This is a genomic window from Aeromonas sp. (assembly GCF_050252055.1).
Taxonomy (GTDB): domain Bacteria; phylum Pseudomonadota; class Gammaproteobacteria; order Enterobacterales; family Aeromonadaceae; genus Aeromonas; species Aeromonas caviae.
Genome location: NZ_JBFWLQ010000006.1, coordinates 169310 through 191783 on the forward strand (window position 1 = coordinate 169310; position 22474 = coordinate 191783).

General features: G+C 61.0%; 24 protein-coding genes. 18 read left to right on the plus strand and 6 right to left on the minus strand.

What is annotated here, in order from left to right; genetic code table 11:
- Positions 1-21: 21 nt before the first annotated feature.
- Positions 22-309 (minus strand): hypothetical protein, encoded by a 288-nt coding sequence (locus AB7E19_RS12665; RefSeq protein WP_010675399.1) that lies wholly within the window; start codon positions 307-309, stop codon positions 22-24.
- A gap of 341 nt (positions 310-650) precedes the next feature.
- On the opposite strand from AB7E19_RS12665, the gene glyA reads away from it, so the two are divergent.
- The 14 genes from glyA (at position 651) to AB7E19_RS12735 (ending at position 14890) form a co-directional block, all read left to right on the plus strand.
- The gene (gene glyA / locus AB7E19_RS12670) at positions 651-1904 is read left to right on the plus strand and encodes a serine hydroxymethyltransferase (RefSeq protein ID WP_010675397.1); all 1254 of its coding nucleotides are present in this window, start codon (positions 651-653) and stop codon (positions 1902-1904) included.
- 87 nt (positions 1905-1991) lie between these two features.
- Positions 1992-2426: a hypothetical protein gene (locus AB7E19_RS12675; RefSeq protein WP_322130973.1), complete on the plus strand. Its 435-nt coding sequence runs from the start codon at positions 1992-1994 to the stop codon at positions 2424-2426.
- A 134-nt stretch (positions 2427-2560) separates the two neighbouring features.
- Entirely contained in the window at positions 2561-3010 is a 450-nt protein-coding gene (gene nrdR, locus AB7E19_RS12680; RefSeq protein WP_010675395.1) for a transcriptional regulator NrdR, read from the plus strand.
- Between the two features lie 277 nt (positions 3011-3287).
- The gene (gene ribD, locus AB7E19_RS12685) at positions 3288-4397 is read left to right on the plus strand and encodes a bifunctional diaminohydroxyphosphoribosylaminopyrimidine deaminase/5-amino-6-(5-phosphoribosylamino)uracil reductase RibD (RefSeq protein ID WP_039040300.1); all 1110 of its coding nucleotides are present in this window, start codon (positions 3288-3290) and stop codon (positions 4395-4397) included.
- Between the two features lie 55 nt (positions 4398-4452).
- Positions 4453-5106 (plus strand): riboflavin synthase, encoded by a 654-nt coding sequence (locus tag AB7E19_RS12690; RefSeq protein ID WP_427935501.1) that lies wholly within the window; start codon positions 4453-4455, stop codon positions 5104-5106.
- 137 nt (positions 5107-5243) lie between these two features.
- Complete coding sequence (ribBA, locus tag AB7E19_RS12695; protein WP_039040299.1) at positions 5244-6353, plus strand: bifunctional 3,4-dihydroxy-2-butanone-4-phosphate synthase/GTP cyclohydrolase II; 1110 nt, start codon at positions 5244-5246, stop codon at positions 6351-6353.
- A 133-nt stretch (positions 6354-6486) separates the two neighbouring features.
- Positions 6487-6957 carry a 6,7-dimethyl-8-ribityllumazine synthase gene (gene ribH / locus AB7E19_RS12700; RefSeq protein WP_010675391.1) on the plus strand — a complete coding sequence of 157 codons (471 nt, stop codon included), beginning with the start codon at positions 6487-6489 and terminating at the stop codon, positions 6955-6957.
- A 14-nt stretch (positions 6958-6971) separates the two neighbouring features.
- Positions 6972-7385, plus strand: coding sequence for a transcription antitermination factor NusB (gene nusB, locus AB7E19_RS12705; protein WP_010675390.1), 414 nt, complete (start codon positions 6972-6974; stop codon positions 7383-7385).
- 57 nt (positions 7386-7442) lie between these two features.
- Positions 7443-8402 (plus strand): thiamine-phosphate kinase, encoded by a 960-nt coding sequence (gene thiL, locus AB7E19_RS12710; RefSeq protein WP_045525785.1) that lies wholly within the window; start codon positions 7443-7445, stop codon positions 8400-8402.
- The gene (locus AB7E19_RS12715) at positions 8399-8887 is read left to right on the plus strand and encodes a phosphatidylglycerophosphatase A family protein (protein ID WP_010675388.1); all 489 of its coding nucleotides are present in this window, start codon (positions 8399-8401) and stop codon (positions 8885-8887) included. Before thiL ends, AB7E19_RS12715 begins: the two co-directional genes overlap by 4 nt.
- 647 nt (positions 8888-9534) lie before the next feature.
- Complete coding sequence (locus tag AB7E19_RS12720) at positions 9535-11259, plus strand: dipeptide ABC transporter ATP-binding protein (protein ID WP_427935505.1); 1725 nt, start codon at positions 9535-9537, stop codon at positions 11257-11259.
- A gap of 58 nt (positions 11260-11317) precedes the next feature.
- Positions 11318-12874 (plus strand): ABC transporter substrate-binding protein, encoded by a 1557-nt coding sequence (locus AB7E19_RS12725; protein ID WP_322130958.1) that lies wholly within the window; start codon positions 11318-11320, stop codon positions 12872-12874.
- A 96-nt stretch (positions 12875-12970) separates the two neighbouring features.
- Positions 12971-13945, plus strand: coding sequence for an ABC transporter permease (locus AB7E19_RS12730; RefSeq protein WP_039040297.1), 975 nt, complete (start codon positions 12971-12973; stop codon positions 13943-13945).
- 3 nt (positions 13946-13948) lie between these two features.
- Entirely contained in the window at positions 13949-14890 is a 942-nt protein-coding gene (locus tag AB7E19_RS12735; protein WP_029314771.1) for an ABC transporter permease, read from the plus strand.
- Between the two features lie 221 nt (positions 14891-15111).
- Here the strand turns inward: AB7E19_RS12735 and dxs are convergent, their stop codons facing one another.
- The 3 genes from dxs to xseB are packed head-to-tail and all read right to left on the minus strand — an operon-like array spanning position 15112 to position 18141.
- Positions 15112-16977: a 1-deoxy-D-xylulose-5-phosphate synthase gene (gene dxs / locus AB7E19_RS12740; RefSeq protein ID WP_043153238.1), complete on the minus strand. Its 1866-nt coding sequence runs from the start codon at positions 16975-16977 to the stop codon at positions 15112-15114.
- Positions 16978-16998: 21 nt separating this feature from the next.
- A complete protein-coding gene (gene ispA / locus AB7E19_RS12745; RefSeq protein WP_322130961.1) occupies positions 16999-17889 on the minus strand; it encodes a (2E,6E)-farnesyl diphosphate synthase in 891 nt (296 codons plus the stop codon).
- The gene (gene xseB / locus AB7E19_RS12750) at positions 17890-18141 is read right to left on the minus strand and encodes an exodeoxyribonuclease VII small subunit (protein WP_010675381.1); all 252 of its coding nucleotides are present in this window, start codon (positions 18139-18141) and stop codon (positions 17890-17892) included.
- 234 nt (positions 18142-18375) lie between these two features.
- On the opposite strand from xseB, the gene pomA reads away from it, so the two are divergent.
- From pomA to greA, 3 genes are all read left to right on the plus strand, one after another.
- Positions 18376-19134, plus strand: a complete 759-nt coding sequence (gene pomA / locus AB7E19_RS12755; RefSeq protein WP_029314770.1) for a flagellar motor protein PomA — start codon at positions 18376-18378, stop codon at positions 19132-19134.
- A 10-nt stretch (positions 19135-19144) separates the two neighbouring features.
- Complete coding sequence (locus AB7E19_RS12760; protein WP_322130962.1) at positions 19145-20038, plus strand: flagellar motor protein MotB; 894 nt, start codon at positions 19145-19147, stop codon at positions 20036-20038.
- A 145-nt stretch (positions 20039-20183) separates the two neighbouring features.
- The gene (gene greA, locus AB7E19_RS12765) at positions 20184-20660 is read left to right on the plus strand and encodes a transcription elongation factor GreA (protein ID WP_010675378.1); all 477 of its coding nucleotides are present in this window, start codon (positions 20184-20186) and stop codon (positions 20658-20660) included.
- A gap of 47 nt (positions 20661-20707) precedes the next feature.
- Here greA and AB7E19_RS12770 read toward each other — a convergent pair whose 3' ends face one another.
- Positions 20708-21301 carry a PilZ domain-containing protein gene (locus tag AB7E19_RS12770; protein WP_161469850.1) on the minus strand — a complete coding sequence of 198 codons (594 nt, stop codon included), beginning with the start codon at positions 21299-21301 and terminating at the stop codon, positions 20708-20710.
- Positions 21302-21406: 105 nt separating this feature from the next.
- On the minus strand, positions 21407-21703 hold the full coding sequence (yhbY, locus tag AB7E19_RS12775; RefSeq protein ID WP_202015349.1) for a ribosome assembly RNA-binding protein YhbY: 297 nt from the start codon (positions 21701-21703) through the stop codon (positions 21407-21409).
- 97 nt (positions 21704-21800) lie between these two features.
- Between yhbY and rlmE the strand changes: the two genes are divergently transcribed.
- Positions 21801-22430 (plus strand): 23S rRNA (uridine(2552)-2'-O)-methyltransferase RlmE, encoded by a 630-nt coding sequence (gene rlmE / locus AB7E19_RS12780; protein ID WP_010675375.1) that lies wholly within the window; start codon positions 21801-21803, stop codon positions 22428-22430.
- Positions 22431-22474 lie beyond the last annotated feature (44 nt).

Genomic DNA, 22474 nt, shown 5'->3' on the forward strand with positions numbered 1-22474 from the left:
GTGGGCGACGAGGAGGCCGACCTACTCCTCGACGCGATAGAGCACCTGCTTGCAACGGGGGCAGATGTGCTGGCGGCGGTAATCCATCTGGTGCACCAGGCCGACCTCCCGCTGCTGATGATGACCGCAATGGATGCAGAAAATGAGATCCCCGTCGGCGGCGCCTGGATGGGCCGCCAGGTACTGCTCCCGGGTGGGAAGTGTCTCCCAGTTGGCGGTGCAGGCACCCTTGCGGCTGGCGGTGTAGTAGACCCAGTAGAAGAGAGCGAAGACCGCGACAATCACGAACAGCATCAGATGATCCATCATGGCGTTTCCCCTTGTGTTCCGGGATGGCAGGGAGCGACACCCGCTCGTGCAGATGTCCCATGGCCTAAAGATGTTATCTGTTAGTAAATGCTATATCCATGATCTGGCTCTGGTTTTCATCGCCTTGCCCGGGAAGCGGGGACGATGGCTGGAGCCGGATTGCTGGTGTGGGGAGGCCGGGGGGATGAGCGAAGCCAGGGGGCGGGATTCGAAATTTGCGACGTATTTTACATTTTATAAACAATTTTTTGGGTGGTTGGACTGTCTCTTTGATCCAGCTCACGTTACAATGCGCGGGCCCACTTCACCTATCGCGCAAACGATTTTCAGGAGATAAACGGATGTTGAAACGTGACATGACCATCGCCGGCTATGATCCAGAGCTGTGGCAGGCCATCACAGACGAGACCCGTCGTCAGGAAGAGCACATCGAGCTGATTGCGTCCGAGAACTACACCAGCCCCCGCGTCATGGAAGCCCAGGGCTCCCAGTTGACCAACAAGTACGCCGAAGGCTACCCGGCCAAGCGTTACTACGGCGGTTGCGAGTATGTGGATGTGGTTGAAACCCTGGCCATCGAGCGCGCCAAAGAGCTGTTCGGTGCCACCTACGCCAACGTGCAGCCGCACTCCGGCTCTCAGGCCAACAGCGCCGTCTACATGGCCCTGCTGCAACCGGGCGACACCGTGCTCGGCATGAACCTGGCCCACGGCGGTCACCTGACCCACGGCTCCCCCGTCAACTTCTCCGGCAAGCTGTACAACATCATCCCCTACGGCATCGACGAGTCCGGCAAGATCGACTACGACGAGATGGAGCGCCTGGCCGTTGAGCACAAGCCGAAGATGATGATCGGCGGCTTCTCCGCCTACTCCGGCATCGTCGACTGGGCCCGCATGCGCGAAATCGCCGACAAGATCGGTGCTTACCTGTTCGTGGACATGGCCCACGTGGCCGGTCTGATTGCCGCCGGCGTCTACCCGAACCCGGTGCCCCATGCTCACGTGGTCACCTCCACCACTCACAAGACCCTGGCCGGTCCGCGCGGTGGTCTGATCCTCTCCGCCGCCGACGACGAAGATCTGTACAAGAAGCTGAACTCCGCCGTCTTCCCGGGTGGTCAGGGCGGCCCGCTGATGCACGTCATCGCCGGCAAGGCCGTAGCCTTCAAGGAAGCGCTGGAGCCCGAGTTCAAGACCTACCAGGCCCAGGTCGTCAAGAACGCCAAGGCCATGGCGGCGACCTTTATCGAGCGCGGCTACAAGATCGTCTCCGGCGGTACCGACAACCATCTGATGCTGGTTGACCTGATCGGTCGCGAGCTGACCGGCAAAGATGCTGACGCCGCACTGGGCAAAGCCAACATCACCGTCAACAAGAACTCCGTACCGAACGACCCGCGTTCCCCGTTCGTGACCTCCGGCGTGCGTATCGGCACCCCGGCCATCACCCGCCGCGGCTTCAAGGAAGCCGAGTCCATCCAGTTGGCCAACTGGATCTGCGACGTGCTGGACAGCCACGACAACGAAGAAGTGCTGGCGACCGTGCGCGAGAAGGTGCTGGACATCTGCCGCCGCTTCCCGGTCTACGCATAATCAGCCTGACCTTCAGGTTGAAGACCAATGCCACCCTCGGGTGGCATTGTTTTTTGCAGCGTCTGGCAAGATGAGACAGAGGTGACCATGTGCGATGACATGAAAGAGGACGCGCTGGAGGCGTCACTGCGGCAGACGGTTCGCGCCCAGTACCACTTTCGCGCCAGCGAACAGGGGCTGCTGGCCTGGGATGTGCGCCGCTTGATCCGGCTGAGCCGCAACCTGCCGGTGCAGGCAGTGGCACTCGGCGAGATTGCCGAGCTTGACCGCAACCACTGGTACGGCCATGGCGACGCCACGCCCACGGTGCGCAGCGTGGTGGCGCATTGCCAGCTCATGATGGCGGCGGATCTCGCCTATCCCATCCTGCTGGACAGCGCCGGCCGGGTGATGGATGGCATGCACCGGGTGGGCAAGGCGCTGATGCTGGGTCACAGCCATGTGGCTGCTCGCCGGTTCGCGGCGGATCCTGCCCCCGATTACCAGGATTGCGACCCCGAGGCGTTGCCCTATGACGACTGAGTCCTGCCCGAAGGTCTGGCTGGTTGTCCCTTGTTTTCATGGGCTTTTACCGGTTCTGGATGGCCGTGTTACACTGGCCGGCCTAGCGCCAGCCCCCGGGGCCCGCGCCCATTTTCATCCACGCCGGAGGTCAGATGCATTGCCCTTTCTGTAGTGCCGTTGATACCAAGGTGATCGATTCCCGTCTGGTGGCCGAGGGCCATCAGGTGCGCCGCCGTCGCGAATGCCTGCTCTGTCACGAGCGTTTTACCACCTTCGAAATGGCCGAACTGGTCATGCCCCGCGTCATCAAGTCCAACGGCTCCCGCGAGCCCTTCAACGAAGACAAGCTGCGTGCCGGCATTCTGCGGGCGCTGGAGAAGCGGCCGGTGAGCATGGAGGCCATCGAGAAGGCGGTCAACCACATCAAGTCCCGCCTGCGGGCCACCGGTGAGCGGGAGGTGGCCTCCCAGCTGGTGGGCAATCTGGTGATGGATGAGCTCAAGAGCCTGGACAAGGTGGCCTACATCCGCTTTGCCTCCGTCTACCGCAGCTTTGAAGACATTCGCGAATTCGGGGAAGAGATCGCCAAGCTGGAGAAGTAACGCCGGCCTGCGGCTCCCTATGTGAATAAGAGAGGGGCTGCCGTTGTGGCAGCGCCAGTTGTTACACCAGTGAGACATCCAGATAGCGCATCGTTGCACTGGTGAAAAAGTATGAGGGCGTGCGGCAGCATCCTGCGATGTGTGTGCCCGTCGCCATGGCGTCAGATGCCATGGCCGATCTGCCCGAGAAGGCGTGCTGCAAGCGCGTACACCCTATTTTCTTGTCCCATCGGATGGCCGTGCCACGGGGGACAGGTTGCTGGACACAGGAGCCCGGATGTTTAGTCAAGACGATTACCAATGGATGAGCCGGGCCCTCGAACTGGCCCGGCGCGGCCGTTACACCACGGCTCCCAACCCCTGCGTCGGCGCCGTGCTGGTGAAGGCCGGCGTGGTGGTGGGGGAGGGCTGGCACAAGCGGGCCGGTGAGCCCCATGCCGAGGTCTATGCCCTGCACGCGGCAGGGGAAGAGGCCCGCGGTGCCACCGCCTATGTGACCCTGGAGCCCTGCTCCCATCATGGTCGCACGCCGCCCTGCGCCGAGGCGCTCATCAAGGCCGGGGTGACCCGGGTGGTGGCTGCCATGGTGGATCCCAATCCCCAGGTGGGCGGGCGCGGCCTGCGGATGCTCTCTGAGGCGGGGATCAAGACCGATTTCGGCCTGCTGGCCGCGGAAGCCGAGGCCCTCAACCCCGGTTTCTTCAAACGGATGCGCACCGCGTTTCCGCTGGTGACGGTCAAGCTGGGGGCGAGCCTGGATGGTCGCACCGCCATGGCGAGTGGCGAGAGCCAGTGGATCACCTCTCCGGAGGCGCGCCGGGACGTGCAGCGACTGCGGGCCCGTCACGATGCGGTCCTCTCCAGCGCCGAGACCGTGCTGGCAGATGGCGCCTCCCTCACCGTGCGCTGGGACGAGCTGCCCCCCTCGGTCAAGGCGGTCTATCCCAAAGAGACCCTGCGCCAGCCACTGCGGGTTATCGTGGATTCGCAAAACCGGCTCACCCCGGATCTGCCCCTGTTCCAGAGCGAGAGCCCGGTACTGCTGGCCCGCCACAAGGCATCCGGTGAGTGGCCCGCCTGGGTGCAGCAGCTGGAGGTGCCGCTGCTGGATGGCAAGCTGGATCTGGTCAGTCTGTTCATGCTGCTGGCCAAACAGAACGTCAACTCGGTACTGGTGGAGGCGGGGCCGCGGCTGTGCGGCGCCCTGCTGGAGAAGGGGCTGGTGGACGAGCTGGTGCTCTATCAGGCGCCCAAACTGATGGGGGATGAGGGGCGCGGCCTGTTCCATCTGCCGGGGCTGACCCGGCTGTTCCAGGCCCCCAAACTCAACCTCAAGGATGTGCGCATGCTTGGCCAGGATATTCGCATCACTGCGAAAATAGCCTGATTTTTCAATGTTCACGGGGGCATCCATCGCCCCCGTCATCAGCAAGGTGATCTGCATGTTTACCGGAATTATCGAAGCGGTGGGAACCCTGGCCGAGCTGCGTCGCCAGGGGGAGGACATGGCCCTCACCGTGCACGCGCCGACCCTGGACTTCAGTGACGTCAAGCTGGGCGACTCCATCGCCACCAACGGCGTCTGCCTCACCGTGGTGGCGCTCGGGGATCACAGCTATACCGCCGACGTCTCCCTGGAGACCCTCTCCCGCACCGGTTTTTCTGCCGCCAAGGTGGGGGATCCGGTCAACCTCGAGAAGGCGTTGATGCCCACTTCCCGCCTCGGCGGCCACCTGGTCTCCGGCCACGTGGACGGCATCGGCGAGGTGAAGAGCAAATCGTCCAGCGGCCGCGCCATCGAATACTGGATCAAGGCGCCGGGGGAGCTCTCCCGCTACATCGCCGAGAAGGGGTCGATTGCGGTGGATGGCATCAGCCTCACCGTCAATGCGGTTCAGGGGGATCTGTTCCGGCTGACCATCGTGCCCCACACCGCCCAGGAGACAACCATCGCCCGCTGGAAACCCGGCTACCGGGTCAATCTCGAGGTGGACCAGATAGCCCGCTATCTGGAGCGGCTGATGACGGACAAGCGCGAGGAGAGCAGTGCCTCTACCCTGACCCTGGAAAAGCTGGCCCAGTCCGGATTCTTGTGAGCCGTTTTGACGGGAAAACGCGGTTCTGTGATCCCGCGCGGATTGAAACGGGGCCGCGTGCCCCCATCTAGAGCACAATACGCAGTATCAAGTCGAGCCGACTGGCTCAATCCCCAAGCATGTTGATGGAGTAGCCCATGGCGCTGAGCACGACCCAGGAAATCATTGCCGATATCAAGGCTGGCAAGATGGTGATCCTGATGGATGACGAAGACAGGGAGAACGAAGGGGACCTGATCATGGCCGCCTCCTGTGTCCGCCCTGAAGACATCAACTTCATGGCGCGCTACGGTCGTGGCCTCATCTGCCTGACCCTGACCCGGGATCGCTGCAAGCAGCTGGCGCTGCCGCTGATGGTCGATCGCAACAATGCCCAGTTCTCCACCGCCTTCACCGTCTCCATCGAGGCGGCGGAAGGGGTGACCACCGGCATCTCCGCCGCCGACCGCGCCGTCACCGTACAGGCCGCGGTGGCGCCCCATGCCAAGGCCGCCGATCTGGTGCAGCCCGGCCACATCTTCCCGCTGATGGCGCAGGATGGCGGTGTGCTGACCCGCGCCGGCCACACCGAAGCGGGCTGCGATCTGGCCCGGCTGGCCGGCTTCGAGCCTGCCTCCGTCATCGTCGAGATCCTCAACGAAGACGGCACCATGGCCCGGCGCCCGGATCTCGAGATCTTCGCCGAGCAGCACGGCATCAAGCTCGGCACCATTGCCGACCTTATCGAATACCGCAACCAGCACGAGACCACGGTAGAGAAGGTGGCCGAGTGCAAGTTGCCCACCGAATACGGCGAGTTCGACCTCGTCACCTTCCGCGACACCATCGACAACCAGGTCCACTTCGCCCTGAAGAAAGGGGACGTGAAGGCCGACCAGCCGACCCTGGTACGGGTGCACCTGCACGACGTGCTGAGCGATCTGCTGCTCACCGACCGCCACAGCGCCCGCAGCTGGCCGCTGCCCAAATCCATGGCCCGCATCGCCGACGAGGGCGGGGTGCTGGTGATCCTGGGGGCGGAAGCCCATGGCGCCGAGCTGCTGGCCAGGGTCAAGGGTTTTGAAGCCGCCGACAAGGGGCTGGCACCGGAAGGGGCCAAGTGGCAGGGCACCTCGCGCCGGGTCGGCGTCGGTTCCCAGATCCTCAAGGCGCTGGGGGTCGGCAAGATGCGCCTGTTGAGCTCTCCCAAGAAGTACCATGCCCTCGGTGGCTTTGGTCTGGAAGTGGTGGAGTACGTCGGCGAGTAAGCGCTGCGTACGGTTGAATTCATCACCATGGCCGCCCGTTGCGGCCATGGTTTTTTGTCGCGGCTCTGTTGTGCTAGAATGCGTGCACTTTTGAGCCCGGCCCCTAATTGATTGCACAGAGACAGGATTTCCAATGAAGATTATCGAAGGAAATATCGCCGCTCCCGAGGCGCGTGTTGCTATTGTCGTTGCCCGTTTCAACAGCTTCATCAATGACAGCCTGGTGAACGGCGCGCTGGACGTGCTGAAGCGTCAAGGTCAGGTCCAGGAGAGCAATCTGACCCTGGTGCGTGTACCGGGGGCCGTCGAAATTCCCCTGGCGGCCAAGAAGCTGGCCAAGAGCGGTCAATACGACGCCATCGTCGCACTCGGCACCGTCATCCGCGGCGGTACCTACCACTTTGAACTGGTAGCGAGCGAGAACGGCAAGGGTCTGGCCCAGGTAATGATGGAATACGACATTCCCGTTGCCTTCGGCGTGCTGACCACCGAAAACATTGAACAAGCCATCGAACGCGCCGGTACCAAGGCGGGTAACAAGGGTGCAGAGGCTGCACTGAGCGCGCTCGAAATGATCAACGTCCTGAAACAACTGGACGTGTAACGAGGAGAAATGCATTGAAACCGTCCGAGCGCCGTAAGGCCCGCCATTGCGCCACCCAGGCCATCTACCAGTGGCAGATGACCCAGGCCAACGTGGGCGACATCGAAGAGCAGTTCAAGATCGATCAGGACACCAAGGGTGTGGACCTGAACTATTTCCGCGATCTGCTGTTCGGGGTAGCGGTCCACTGCAACGAGCTGGACAAGGTGTTCGCGCCTTTCCTCTCCCGTCCGCTGGAAGAAGTGGACATGGTGGACAAGGCGATCCTGCGTCTGGCGACCTACGAGCTGACCCGTCGTGAAGATGTGCCGCCGCGCGTGGTGATCAACGAAGCGATCGAGCTGGCCAAAGCTTTCGCCGCCGATGACAGCCACAAGTTTGTCAACGGCGTCCTGGACAAGGTGATCAAGACGCTGCCCAAGCGCTGATCCTGCTGTCCGTCAGCAATTAAGAGAGGAGCCAGCTTATTGCTGGCTTTTTACTGTATGGGTGAATTTGAGCTGATTGAGAAGTACTTCAAGGTCCCCCACGCCCGCAAGGACGTGGTGATGGGCCCTGGAGATGACTGTGCCCTGCTGACCCTGCCCCCCGACGCCCAGTTGGCGGTGAGCACGGACACCCTGGTGAGCGGCGTGCACTTCTTCCCCGACATGGATCCGGTGGATCTGGGCTACAAGGCGCTGGCGGTCAATCTCTCCGATCTGGCCGCCATGGGTGCCGAGCCGCGCTGGGTCTCCCTGGCCCTGACCCTGCCCGCCATCAACGAGCGCTGGGTCGCCGGTTTCGCCGAAGGGTTCCTCGAGCTCGCCGAGTACTACAACGTGGCGCTGGTGGGGGGGGACATGACCCGCGGGCCCCTCTCCATCACCGTCTCGGTGAAAGGATCGGTCCCGGCAGGTCGCGCTCTGATGCGCAGCGGCGCCAAGGCCGGTGACGGGGTCTACGTGACCGGTACCCTGGGAGATGCCGCCTTGGCGCTCTCCCACCTGCTGGGCAAGCGCACCCTCAACGAGAACCAGCTGGCGGCCGTGCTGCCGCGCCTCGACCATCCCCATCCCCGCATCCTGGCCGGTCAGGCCCTGCGCGGGCTGGCGGGCAGCGCCCTGGATCTCTCCGACGGCCTGGCGTCCGATCTCGGCCACATCCTCAAGGCGTCCGGCGTGCGGGCCCAGATCGATCTCAACCTGCTGCCCCTCTCCCCCGTGTTGCAGGATGCGGTGCCGGCCATGGATGCCTGGCAGCTGGCTCTGGCCGGGGGCGACGACTACGAGCTCTGCTTCACAGTGCCCCAGGAGCATCACGGCGCCCTGGACACGGCGCTGGCCAATTGTGGCGTGAAGTTCACCCGCATCGGTCGCATCCTGGCCGGGGAGCCTGGCATCGACTACCTGCAGGACGAACAACCCGTCGAACTGCACCTCAAGGGCTGGGATCACTTCGCATGATGTCTTTCAAGATAAAGCCCGAACTGACGCGGCTGAACCTTAAAAACCCGCTCCACTTCCTTGCGGTTGGGTTTGGCTCCGGCCTCTCCCCCAAGGCGCCGGGCACCATGGGGACCCTGGCAGCCATCCCGCTCTATCTGTTGGTGAGCGGGCTGCCGACCTCCTGGTTCATCGCCCTGCTGGTGGTGGGTTTCGTGGCGGGCATCCGCATCTGCCAGAGCGCCACCGACGCCATCGGGATGCCGGATCACGGGGCTATCGTCTGGGACGAGGTCATCGGATTCGGGGTCACCATGATTGCGGCCCCGGCCGGCTGGGAGTGGGTGCTGGCGGGTTTCGTGCTGTTTCGCCTGTTCGACGTGCTCAAGCCCTGGCCCATCTCCTGGTTCGATCGCCGCATTCACGGCGGGCTTGGCATCATGCTGGACGATCTCATCGCCGGCCTGTTCGCCCTGGCCTGCATGCAACTGCTTGCCCACTGGTGAGGGGAGGCGGCTCCCGAACGCCCGTCTCGTTGTTTTTTCACTCATCTCCTCTTGCAAAGAGGTCGGATATACCGCACACGCAGGCCCTGAGGGGCCTGCGTTTTTTTGTATGCAATCCCTCCCGGCTTGCCGTGCCGGCGGGCCTGTGGCCCAGGTTGATCCTTCTGCATTGTCCCTATTTAGCTCTGCCTATTTTTCCTTACTCCAGATATGCTGCCGTCAAAAAATCATTTCACATAAATATTCACTACTCATTCGAAGCTGGTCAGCATAATGCTGATAGTGAATAAGATGGTTTGTTGCTATTTTGTTGAAACATAATTGGTTGATGGTCTCGCAATGCCAGCGTAATCTCTGGTAATGTGACTTTTATCGACATTTTAACCCCAGGGTGTCGGCATTCTCTGGGCAAAGTATTGCGAAATTGTATAACTGGATCATTTACACCCGCGGGCAAACCGACTAACTTACTCGCGGGTTATTCCAAAAAAATGCAAAAAACCCGCCCGGATCGCTGGTTTGGCTGCCTCATGGATTGAGCGTTAATTACACAACAACGGCTCTCGAGCAGTACCAAGGCACAACCAGCATCTGCGGCTGATTTACGGACGAATTATTTGGGACGGATGTCCCCCGCAGAGGTAACCATGTCCTTGCTTGAAGTCAAAAACTTGCGGATCGAGTACCCCTCCCGCTACGGGGTACTTGCCGCGGTCAAGGATCTCTCTTTTTCTGTTGAAAAGGGCGAGATCGTCGGCGTCGTCGGTGAGTCCGGCGCTGGCAAATCCACCATCGGCAACGCCGTCATCGATCTGTTGAGCCCGCCCGGTCGCATCGCCCGTGGTGACATCTACCTCAACGGCGAGCTCATCTCCGGGAAGAGCCAGAACGAGATGCGGGCCATTCGCGGCTCGCGCATCGGTTTCATCTTCCAGGATCCCATGACCTCCCTCAACCCGCTGTTCACCGTGGAGCAGCAGCTGGTGGAGACCATCCTCGCCAACACCGACCTGTCCCGCGAGGCGGCCTTTGCCAAGGCCCTCGAGCTGATGGGGGCGGTGGGGATCCCGAACCCGGACGTGCGCATCAAGCAGTATCCTCACCAGTTCTCCGGTGGCATGCGCCAGCGGGTGGTGATCGCCATCGCCCTCTCCGGGGATCCCGAGCTCATCATCGCCGATGAGCCGACCACGGCGCTGGACGTCTCCATCCAGGATCAGATCCTCCAGCTCATCCGCAACCTGTGCAAAGAGCGCCAGGTAGGCTGCATGCTGGTGACCCATGACATGGGGGTGGTCTCCAACGTCACCGACAAGGTGGCGGTGATGTACCGCGGCGATCTGGTGGAGTTCGGCACCACGGAACAGGTGCTGGGCCGCCCCAATCACCCCTATACCCGCAGCCTCATCTCGGCGGTTCCCCGCTCGGATGTGAAGCTGGTGCGCTTCCCCCTGGTCTCCTATATCGAGGATGCCGGTGCGGCGGATACCAGCATCGATCTCAAGACCCACTGGCTCGGCCAGAGTCAGGACGAGCGCACCTATGAAGGCGCGCTGTTGCGGGTGGAGAACGTGGATCTGAAGTTCGTCACCAAGGATTCCATCTTCCCGAGCCGCCGCCAGTACGTGCGCGCCTGCAACAACATCAGCTTCGAGATCTTCGAGGGTGAGACCTTCGGTCTGGTGGGTGAGTCGGGCTCCGGCAAATCCACCATCGCCCGTGTCATCACCGGGCTCTATCCGCCCGATACCGGCAAGATTGTCTTCGAGGGGATCGATCTCACCGCCCTGAAAGGGGAACACGAGCGTCGCCCCCTGCGCCGCCAGATGCAGATGGTGTTCCAGAACCCGTACTCTTCGATGAACCCGCGCATGAAGGTGCGTGACATCATCGCCGAGCCGATCCGCTTCCACCGCCTCGCCGAGAGCGAGCGGCAGATAGAGCAGATCGTCGGGGACCTGCTGGATCACGTGGGCCTGGGCCGCGGCGCCGGGGTCAAGTATCCCCACGAGTTCTCCGGTGGCCAGCGCCAGCGCATCTCCATTGCCCGCGCCCTGGCGACCCGCCCGCGCTTCCTCATCTGCGACGAGCCGACCTCGGCGCTGGATGTCTCGGTGCAGGCCCAGATCCTCAACCTGCTCAAAGACTTGCAACAGGAGCTTGGGCTCACCATGCTGTTCATCAGTCACGATCTGCCGGTCATCCGCCAGATGTGCGACCGCATCGGTGTGATGCAGCACGGTCATCTGGTGGAAGTGGCCGAGACCGAGAAACTGTTCACCAATGCCGAGCATGAGTACAGCCGCAAGCTGATCTCCCTCATGCCGGAATTCAAGGGAATGTCCCGCGAGGGGCTGGAAATCGCAAGCTAGGAAAGCACCGGTTCGCCGGTTTGTCTGTCAATAAAAAGCCAAAAGCATGGAGAAAGACATGAAGAAAGGATTATCCAAGATCGCCATGGCGCTGTTCGCCGCTGGTCTCGCGTTCAACGTTTCTGCTGCCGACATCAAGGTCGCCGTCGCGTCCGACGCCACCTCTCTGGACCCGCAGGAGCAGCTCTCCGGTCAGACCCTGGAGATGTCTCACCTGGTGTTCGACCCCCTGATGCGTTACACCCAGGATCTGCAGTTCGAGCCGCGTCTGGCCGAGAAGTATGAGCGCATCGACGACAAGACCGTGCGCTTCTTCCTGCGCAAGGGTGTGAAGTTCCACTCCGGCAACGACTTCACCGCCGATGACGTGGTATGGACCGTCAACCGTCTGAAGGCCTCCCCGGACTTCAAGGCGATCTTCGACCCCATCGCCGAAGCCAAGAAGGTGGATGATTTCACCGTAGATCTCGTCACCGCCAAGCCGTTCCCGCTGGTGCTGCAGACCGTCACCTACATCTTCCCGATGGACTCCAAGTTCTATAGCGGCAAGACCGAGGCGGGCAAGGACAAGGCCGAGATCGTGAAGAACGGTGACTCCTTCGCCTCCACCAATGTCTCCGGTACCGGTCCGTTCAGCGTCAAGTTCCGCGAGCAGGGCGTGAAGCTGGAATACGTGCGCAACGCCAACTACTGGGACAAGGCCTCCAAGGGCAACGTCGAAAACCTGACCGTGGTACCGATCAAGGAAGACGCCACCCGTGTTGCAGCCCTGCTGGGCGGCGACGTGGACATGATCTACCCGGTTGCCCCGAACGATCTGGAGCGCGTGAAGAACGGCAAGGATTCCCAGCTGGTCACCCTGTCCGGTACCCGTGCCATCATCATCGAGCTGAACCAGAACACCAACCCGGCGCTGAAAGACAAGCGCGTGCGTCAGGCGATCAACTACGCCATCAACCAGGTGGGCATCGTCGACAAGATCAACAAGGGCTTCGGTACCCCGGCCGGCCAGCTGAGCCCGAAAGGCTACGCAGGCTACAACGAGGCGCTCAAGCCCCAGTATGATCTGGCCAAGGCCAAGGAGCTGATGAAGGAAGCCGGTTACGAGAAGGGCTTCAAGATGAGCTTCATCTCCCCGGCTGCCCGCTACGTCAACGACGTCAAGATTGCCCAGGCCGTCTCCGCCATGCTGTCCAAGATCAACATCAAGGTGGATCTGAAGACCATGCCGGTGGCCCAGTACTGGCCGGAGTTTGACAAGTGTGCCGCTGACATGCAGCTGATCGGCTGGCACTCCGACACCGAAGACAGTGCGAACTTCTTCGAGTTCCTGACCTTCACCAAGGATGCCAAGACCGGCATGGGTCAGTACAACTGCGGCGGTTATGCCAACGCGGAAGCTGACAAGATGGTGATGGAAGCCAACACCGAGACCGATCCTGCCAAGCGTGCCGCCATCCTGCAGAAGGTGGAAGCCATGCTGATCGACGACGCTGCCTATGTGCCGCTGCACTGGGAAGACCTGGCCTACGGTGCCAAGAAGAACGTCGACATCAAGCCGGTGGTCAACGTGATGAACTTCCCTTATCTGGGTGACCTGGTGGTCAACAAGTAAGCGAAGCGTTTAAGGAAGGACCCGGCGGGGCACCCATGGTTGCCCCGCCATTAACAGAAGCCTGTGCCAAGACACAGGCCACGTAGAAGGACAAGCATGTTTACATTCCTGCTGAAACGGTTCTATCAGGCCGTGATAGTGATGTTCGTCATCAGCCTGGTCGCCTTCTCCATCCAGGACAACCTGGGGGATCCGCTGCGCGAGCTGGTGGGACAATCCGTCTCCGAGTCCGTGCGCCAGGAGCTGCGCGACAAGATGGGACTCAATGATCCCTTCCTCGTGAAATACAGCCGCTTCTTGAAGAACGCGGTACACGGGGATCTGGGCACTTCCTATTTCTTCAAGCGACCAGCCCTCGAGGTTATCCTCGACAAGCTGGTGGCTACCCTTGAGCTGGTGTTTGCCGCCGCGCTCATCATCGTCGTGGTCTCCATTCCGCTGGGGGTTTATTCGGCGATAAGACCGCGCAGCATCCTCACCAAGGTCATCATGGCGGTGAGCAGCATCGGTATCTCGATCCCGGTCTTCCTGACCGCCATCATGCTGATGTACCTCTTCTCCATCCAGCTGGGCTGGCTGCCGGCCTATGGCCGTGGCGAGACCTACAACCTGCTGGGCTGGGAGTCGGGCTTCTTCACCTGGGACGGTATCCTGCACCTGGTGCTGCCAGCTGTCTCCCTCTCCTCCATCATGCTGCCGCTGTTCATCCGGCTGGTGCGCTCGGAGATGCTGGAGCAGCTCTCCTCCGAGTACGTCAAGTTTGCCCGTGCCAAGGGGCTGGACAACAACAAGGTCTACTACCAGCACGCCCTGAAGAACACCATGCTGCCGGTCATCACGGTGGGCGGTGTGCAGATCGGGACCATGGTGGCCTACACCATCCTGACCGAGAGCGTGTTCCAGTGGCCGGGGACCGGCTTCCTGTTCCTTGAGGCGATCCACCGGGTCGATACGCCGCTGATCACCGCCTACGTCATCTTCGTCGGCCTCATTTTCGTGGTGACCAATACCCTGGTCGACCTGCTCTACGGGTTGATCAACCCGACCGTCAACCTGACCGCCAAGGGGTAACAGATGACTAATGCTGTAACTGCAAGCCCAAGCCGTTGGGCACGCTTCAAAAATTCCGACATCGTCTACTACTTCCTGCGGGACAAGGTAGCCATGTTCAGCTTCGCGGTGTTTGTGGTCTTCGTGCTGGCGGCTCTGCTGGCACCCTGGATCGCACCGCACAACGTCTATGACCAGACCAGCTTCGATCTGATGGATGCGGAGCTGCCTCCCTCCTGGCTGGAAGGGGGCGAGGCCCGCTTCTGGCTCGGGACCGACAACCAGGGACGCGACATCTGGAGCACCATCCTCTATGGCGCCCGCATCTCGCTGACCATTGGTCTGTTCGCGGTGGGGTTGCAGCTGGTGCTCGGTATCGTCATCGGTCTGATGGCCGGTTACTTTGGCGGTCGCATCGACAACCTGCTGATGCGCTTTGCCGACGTGCAGCTGTCGTTCTCCACCATGATGGTGGCCATTATCATCTCCGCCATCTTCCAGGCGACCTTTGGCTCCGAGTTCTACTCGAAGTTCGCCATCCTGATGCTGGTGGTGATCATCGGTATCGCCGAGTGGCCCCAGTATGCCCGGACGGTGCGCGCCTCCGTGCTGGCGGAGAAGAAGAAGGAGTATGTGGAAGCGGCTCAGGTGATGGGGTTCCGCGCCCCGCGCATCATGTTCCGCCACATTCTGCCGAACTGCCTGTCACCCATCCTGGTCATCTCCACCGTGCAGGTGGCGAACGCCATCATGAGCGAGGCGGCCCTCTCCTTCCTGGGTCTGGGGATGCCGGTTGATCAACCGTCCCTGGGGTCGCTCATCAGCGTGGGCTTCAACTACATCTTCTCCGGCTCCTGGTGGATCACCGCCTTCCCGGGCCTCTGCCTGGTGGTGCTGGTGCTGGTGATCAACCTGCTGGGTGACTGGCTGCGGGATGTGTTCAACCCGAAGATCTACAAGGGCTGATAAACCTATCCACGAACTGGCTGCGAGGCCGTGATCAAGGTTCATGTGCTGCTCACTTATGTAGAACCAAGGAGCGCTCATGTATGTCTCGGTTCCTGAGCGGCTTGTAACCTTGTTGACGGCCTTCTCGCGACAGTGTGTGAGCAGGTTTGGTTTGGCACAGTGAATAACAAAAAAAGGGCGCCATCAGGCGCCCTTTTTATTGCTTGCAATAACCCTTGTCAGGCCTGCAGCCAGCTCTCGATGCGGGTCTGAATGCCCACGCTGTCCAGCCCCAGCAGGGCGTAGATCTCATCCTGGGTGCCCTGCTCGATGAAGCGGTCCGGCAGGCCGAGGTTGAGCACCGGTTTGCACTGCTTGCAGCCCATCAGCAACTCGTTCACCGCAGAGCCTGCACCGCCCATGATGGCGTTGTCCTCGAGGGTGACGAACTGATCGTGGGAGGCGGCCAGAGAGAGCACCAGCGCCTCGTCCATGGGTTTGACGAAGCGCATGTCCACCAGGGTGGCATCCAGCGCCTCGGCGGCTGCTCTGGCCTGTTGCAGCAGGGTGCCGAACGCCAGGATGGCGGTCCCCTTGCCCTCGCGAACGACACGTCCCTTGCCGAGGGGCAGGGCCTGCATCTCACTCTCGGCCTGGATACCGGTGCCGCTGCCACGAGGGTAGCGCACCGCCGCTGGCCCGTTGCACAGATAGCCGGTGTAGAGCATCTGGCGGCACTCGTTCTCGTCGGACGGGGTCATCACCACCATGTTGGGCACGGTACGCAGGAAGCTGATGTCGAACGCCCCCTGATGGGTCGGGCCGTCGGCCCCCACCAGACCGGCCCGGTCGATGGCGAAGAGCACCGGCAGGTTCTGCAGCGCCACGTCGTGGATAAGCTGGTCATAGGCCCGCTGCAGGAAGCTCGAATAGATGGCGACCACGGGTTTCTGATCGGCGATGGCGAGACCGGCGGCGAAGGTGACAGCATGTTGCTCGGCGATGGCCACGTCGAAGTAGCGATCCGGATATTGCTGGCTGAATTTCACCAGACCGGAGCCTTCGCGCATGGCGGGGGTGATGCCGACCACGCGCTCGTCCTTGGCGGCGATATCGCACAGCCACTGACCGAAGATGGCGGAGAAGGTGGGTTTGCCACCGGCGCTCTTGGGCAGGGCACAGTCATCCGGGTTGAATTTGGGGACGGCGTGATAACCGATGGGATCTTTTTCCGCCGGCTCGTAGCCCTTGCCCTTCTTGGTCTTGACGTGCAGCAGCTGGGGACCCTTGAGGTTGCGCATGTTGCGCAGGGTTTCGACCAGGGCATGGATGTCGTGACCGTCGATGGGGCCGATGTAGTTGAAGCCGAACTCCTCGAACAGGGTGCCGGGCACCACCATGCCCTTGAGGTGCTCCTCGGCCCGCTTGGCGAGCTCCTTGACCGGCGGCAGACCCGCCAGCACCTTCTTGCCCCCCTCGCGAATGGTGGTGTAGAGCTTGCCGGACATCAGCCTGGCGAGGTGATTGTTCAGGGCTCCCACGTTCTCGGAGATGGACATCTCGTTGTCGTTGAGCACCACCAGCATGTCCTTGTGGACGTCGCCGGCGTGATTGAGGGCCTCGAAGGCCATGCCGGCGGTGATGGCGCCATCACCGATGACCGCGACCACCTTGCGGCCAAGCCCTTCGCTTTCGGCCGCCACCGCCATACCGAGCGCCGCCCCGATGGAGGTGCTGGAGTGGCCCACGCTGAGCACGTCGTACTCGCTCTCTTCCCGCCAGGGGAAGGGGTGCAGGCCATCTTTCTGGCGAATGGTGTGAATGCGCTCCCGTCGTCCGGTCAGGATCTTGTGGGGATAGGCCTGGTGGCCTACGTCCCACACCAGCCGATCGAAGGGGGTGTTGTAGACATAGTGCAGGGCGACCGTCAGCTCGACGGTGCCAAGGCCGGAGGCGAAGTGGCCGCTGGAGCGGCTCACCGAGCGCAGCAGATACTCGCGCAGCTCGTTGCACACCACGGGCAGCCGCTCGAAGGGGAGGGATCGCAAATCGACCGGCGTGTCCGCGAGGGCCAGGTTGGGGAAATCGCTAATATCAACGCTCATATTGTTACTGTTATCCAGCGTTTAGTGGGTTCGCTCGATGATGTAATCGGCAAACGCTTCCAGAATGTCGGTATTGTAGGGCAAGGATTGCAGGGCTGTTAAGGCCTTGTCATGCAGTTCGCGAGCCAGCTCACGGGCATTGTCGAGTCCGAGCAGGGCCGGATAGGTACTCTTTTCCAGCGCCAGATCCGAGCCTTGCGGCTTGCCCAGGGTGGCAGTATCGCCCGTGATGTCGAGGATGTCGTCCTGCACCTGGAAGGCGAGTCCGATGGCGGCGGCATAGGTTTGCAGGGCGGTGAGGGTGGCGGGTTCCACGTCAGCCTTGCACAGGGCGCCGAGGGTCACGGCGCACTCGATGAGGGCCCCGGTCTTGTGGCGGTGCACCTGCTCCAGCTCGGCGAGGCTGATCCGGCGCCCTTCGGCGTCCAGATCCAGTGCCTGACCGCCACACATGCCTAGATAGCCGGACGCGCGGGCCAGGACACTCAGCATCCGCACCCGGTTGGCCATCAATGTATCGGGCATGGGGTGGTCGGCCAGAATGGAAAACGCCAGGGTCTGCAGGGCATCGCCCGCCAGGATGGCTGTGCCTTCATCGAAGGCCTTGTGTACGGTGGGCTGACCACGACGCAGGTCGTCGTCATCCATGGCGGGCAGGTCGTCGTGCAGGAGGGAGTATGCGTGAATGCACTCCACGGCGGCGGCGGGGCCATCCAGCAGTTCGCTCTTGACGCCCAGCATCTCGCCGACGGCATAGACCAGGAAGGGGCGCACCCGTTTCCCACCGAGCAGCAGGCCGTATTTCATCGCGTCCCGCAAACGTGGCGCCATGGCGGGCAGGGCGTCAAGCTGTGCCGAGAGGCAATCGTCGATGCGGCGCCGATGCAGGCGGGAGAAATCGTCCAGGGTCACTCACTCCTCTCCTTGTTCTGCTCGAAAGGGGACCGCTTGCTCGCTGCCATCGGCCTGGGTCAGGAGGATCTGGATCTTCTGCTCGGCCTGTTCCAGCTTCTGCTGGCCGGCGCGCACCAGATGGATGCCCTGTTCGAATTGTTTGAGTGCCTCCTCGAGGGGGAGCGAGCCCTGTTCGAGTTGATGCACTATGGTTTCCAGCTCTTCCAGGGTGGCATCAAAACTCAGACGGTCGATTTTTTTACTGGCCATGTCCATCCTCGGGGATTGAAAAAAACGGCTCATCTTAACATCGACCGGCCACAGGGGGGAGGCAGAAAAACGCGGCGTCCTCAAACTATCCTGACCCTGGCCGATAAGAACGGGCATGCAACCACGCAGTGCCGATCGGCGATTGCGGTGTACCGGGCTTGCTGCCGGGGGCGCAATAGCAGAAAATTCAACGCAATATAATTAGACGGCACGTTCGGCAACAGGAGTAGGGATGTGGATTTAGGGAGTCTGATAGGCTTAGTGCTGGGGTTCGGGGTCGTAGTGTACGGCATGTTGCTGGGCGGCCCCATGAGCATGTATGTGGACATGCCATCGGTCTACATCACCATACTGGGGTCCGTGTTCATCTGCATGATGAAATTCAACCTCGGTCAGTTTCTGATGGCCTTCAAGGTCGCGGGCAAGGCCTTCATGTACAAGGGGGACAAGCTCGACGATCTCATCACCAAGGCGGTGGAACTGGCGGATGCGGCCCGCAAGGGGGGCTTTCTGGCCCTGGAGGCGGCGGAGATCCCCAATACCTTCATGAAGAAGGGCATCGACATGCTGGTGGACGGCCATGATGCCGACGTGGTGCGTGCGGTGATGGAGAAGGACATCGAACTGACGTCCGAGCGTCACGCCACGGCCATCAAGGTGTTCCGCTCCCTGGGGGATCTCGGTCCGGCCATGGGCATGATCGGTACCCTGGTGGGGTTGGTGGCCATGCTGGCCAACATGAGCGACCCCAAATCCATCGGTCCGGCCATGGCGGTGGCCTTGCTGACGACCCTGTATGGCGCCATCGAGGCCAACATGATTGCCATCCCCATCGCGGACAAGCTAGAACTGCGCAGCGGCGAGGAACAGTTGAGCCGCACCCTGATCCTCGACGCCATCATGGGGATCCAGGATGGACAGAACCCGAGGGTGATCCAGGCCATGTTGCAGAACTACCTGAATCAGTCCAAACGCAACAACGGGACCGAATAGGAGCGCACAGATGGCAAAGTGCAAGTGCCCGCCTCCCGGATTGCCCGGTTACATGGGAACCTTCGCGGATCTCATGTCTCTGCTGATGTGCTTCTTCGTGCTCTTGCTCTCCTTTGCCGAGATGGATGTGCAGAAGTTCAAGCAGATCGCCGGTTCCATGGAGAAGGCGTTCGGGGTGCAGAACATCCTGGAGGTCAAGGATATCCCCAAGGGAACCTCCGTCATCGCCCAGGAGTTTCGTCCTGGTCGCCCCGAGCCGACGCCTATTGACACCATCATGCAGCAGACCATCGACATGACCCAGACCGAGCTGGATTTCCAGCCTGGGGATGCGGACAAGGCGGGCGGACATGACAAGACCGAAGGCCAGCAGAGCGGTGGCGATACCGCCCAGGAGGCCCAGAAGGCGCAGGAACAGTCCAACACCCTGGCCAAGGCACTGGCGGAGCAGATGCAGTCCCAGATCCAGGATGGGGCCATCGAGATAGAGGCGCTGGGTCAGCAGATCATCATTCGCATTCGTGAGAAAGCGGCGTTCCCGGCGGGATCCGCCTTCCTGCAACCCCAGTTCTGGCCGGTGATCCGCAAGGTGGCTGCGCTGCTCAAGGATGTGCCGGGGGAGATCACCGTCTCCGGCCACACCGACAATGTGGCCACCGAGGACGAGTTGTTCCAGTCCAACTGGGAGCTTTCATCCCAGCGGGCGGTGGCGGTTGCCCACCAGATGATCAAGGTGCCCGGTTTTGACGGCAATCGTCTGGTGGTGCAAGGGATGGCGGATTCCCAGCCGCTGGTGCCCAACAATAGCCCGGAGAATCGGCGCATGAACCGACGTGTCGAGATCGCCATCATGCAGGGCAAACCGACGGTGTCGGCTCCGCTTGGCGTCTCGGAATCCAAGTAACGCTGGCCCAAAGCGGGATCCCGCTCGCAGGGGCTGACATGGATTTTGTGGCGGCTTCATATTAAGATGCCCCATCCGAACCGACAGCTGCGGCTCTCTTTTGATTGCCGCAGCTTCTCTTTATAAAGCAACCCAGGTTTCGACTATGAATCATACTCCGATGACTGTTCGCGGCGCTGAAAAGCTGCGTCAAGAGCTCGATTATCTCAAGACCGAGCTGCGTCCCCAGATTATCGAAGCGATTGCTGATGCCCGTGAACATGGCGATCTGAAAGAAAATGCCGAATACCATGCCGCCCGCGAGCAGCAGGGTTTCTGTGAAGGCCGCATTCAGGAAATCGAAGGCAAGCTCTCCAATGCCCAGATTATCGATGTCACCAAGATTGCCAACAATGGACGCGTTATCTTCGGCGCAACCGTGACCCTGCTCAAAAGTGAAACGGAAGAGGAAGTGGTCTACCGCATCGTGGGAGACGACGAGGCGGACATCAAGCAGAACATGATCTCTGTGAACTCCCCCATTGCCCGTGCCCTGATCGGCAAGGAAGTGGATGACGTTGCCATCGTCAAGACGCCGGGTGGCGATGTGGAGTACGAGATCCTGGAAGTTGCCTATCTCTGATTGAACGTCGGGGAAAGAGACAGGGGAGCCGGGCTCCCCTGTTGTCTTTAGTCACCCTGATAGGCCTGGACGAAGGCGTCCTGGTGGCGCTGGAAGAGCCAGTCCCGCAATTGTTCCTGATCCTCCTTGCCCAGTCGGAACTGGACGGCCCAGTCATGGTGATGTTGATTGGCATCCACATGCCTGACGAGGGTACCTGTCATGGCCAGGGGAGGGAGATCCTCAATGCGAAGGTATCCGCCAAGTGGATCTCCCTTGGCAAAGGCGTCCGGCAAGCCGGCCACGATGAGACCGCCAAGGGAGAGGCTGTATACCTCGTACTCCGCGTCTTCGGTGCAGAGCACGGCCTTTTCGTCGAGTCGCCAGGCGCGCAGATGGGGCGAACCCAGCTCGGTAATGGTCGGCGCGGCGATGCGCAGCTCGGCGTGGCCCTCCTCTGCCTGGGTGCAGTGGAGCGGGAAACGCAATTGGTAGCCGGCGATGCGGGCTTCGAGTGTCAGAGGCTTGGCTCGCTGCAACAGGCTTTGGAGAGGAAGGGGCAGGGTGCCGCGCAGGTATTGGCTGGTGGCAATGTCTTCATCGTTTCCCAGGTCCCGCAGCATGGCCAGTTCTTCATCGGTGAGGAGCTGATGCTTGTCCATAGTGGGTGTCCACGGCTATTCATCGCAGGTTAAGGGCCTGGCAACTATTTTGGCAAGCGACTTGGGAAGAAGGGAAATGAAGGAAAGAGCGAATGCTCTTTCCTGTTACTTGCGCGGCAACTGGATCTTGGGCTCTTTGGCCTGACGGTAGATGGTCAGTACATGGCCCATGCTCTGTACCTTGATGGCGCCGGTCTCGCGAACGATGGCATCCATCACCAGCTGTTTCATCTCACGATCTTCAGACGCAACCTTAATCTTGATCAGCTCGTGGTGGTTCAGGGCCAGATCGATCTCGGCCAGCACCCCTTCCGTCAGACCGTGTTGTCCCAGCAGGACGACCGGCTTCAGACTGTGGGCCAGGCCCTTGAGATACTGTTTCTGTTTATTGTTGAGAATCATGGCAATTTCTTCATAAGTCAGGGTTGAAAGGGGCGTATTCTACCCCCACTTAGCCCTTAATACTAATAACCCTTGTGGTTTTTTAAAGTCGACAATCATGACCCAGAAAAAACGTTCCCCCAGTTCAACCCGCTGGTTAAAAGAACATTTCGACGACCAATACGTCAAGAAAGCCCAGAAGTTGGGACTGCGCTCTCGCGCCGTTTTCAAGATCGATGAGATCCAGGGCAAAGACCGGCTGCTCAAGCCGGGGATGACGGTAGTGGACCTGGGGGCTGCTCCCGGTGGCTGGTCCCAATTTGCCATCGACCAGGTTGGTGACAAGGGGCGCGTCATTGCGTGCGATATTTTGCCGATGGATTCCATTGCCGGTGTCGATTTCCTGCAAGGGGACTTTCGGGAGGAAACTGTACTCGGCGCCTTGCTGGAGCGAGTCGGCCCCGACAAGGTGGATGTCGTCATGTCGGACATGGCGCCCAACATGAGCGGCACCCAGCAGGTGGATCAGGCCCGTGCCATGTACCTGGTGGAACTGGCGCTGGACATGTGCAATCAGGTCCTGAGCAGTAATGGCAGTTTTGTAGTCAAGGTGTTCCAGGGGGAGGGGTTTGATGCCTATCTCAATGAAATACGTAGACTTTTCTCTGTCGTCAAGATTCGAAAACCAGACTCGTCCCGTGCCCGTTCACGAGAAGTCTACATTGTGGCTACCGGTTTTAAACTGTAGTACCCTAACCCTCATCGTTAACTGTCAGTCTGCGAGGTCATTGA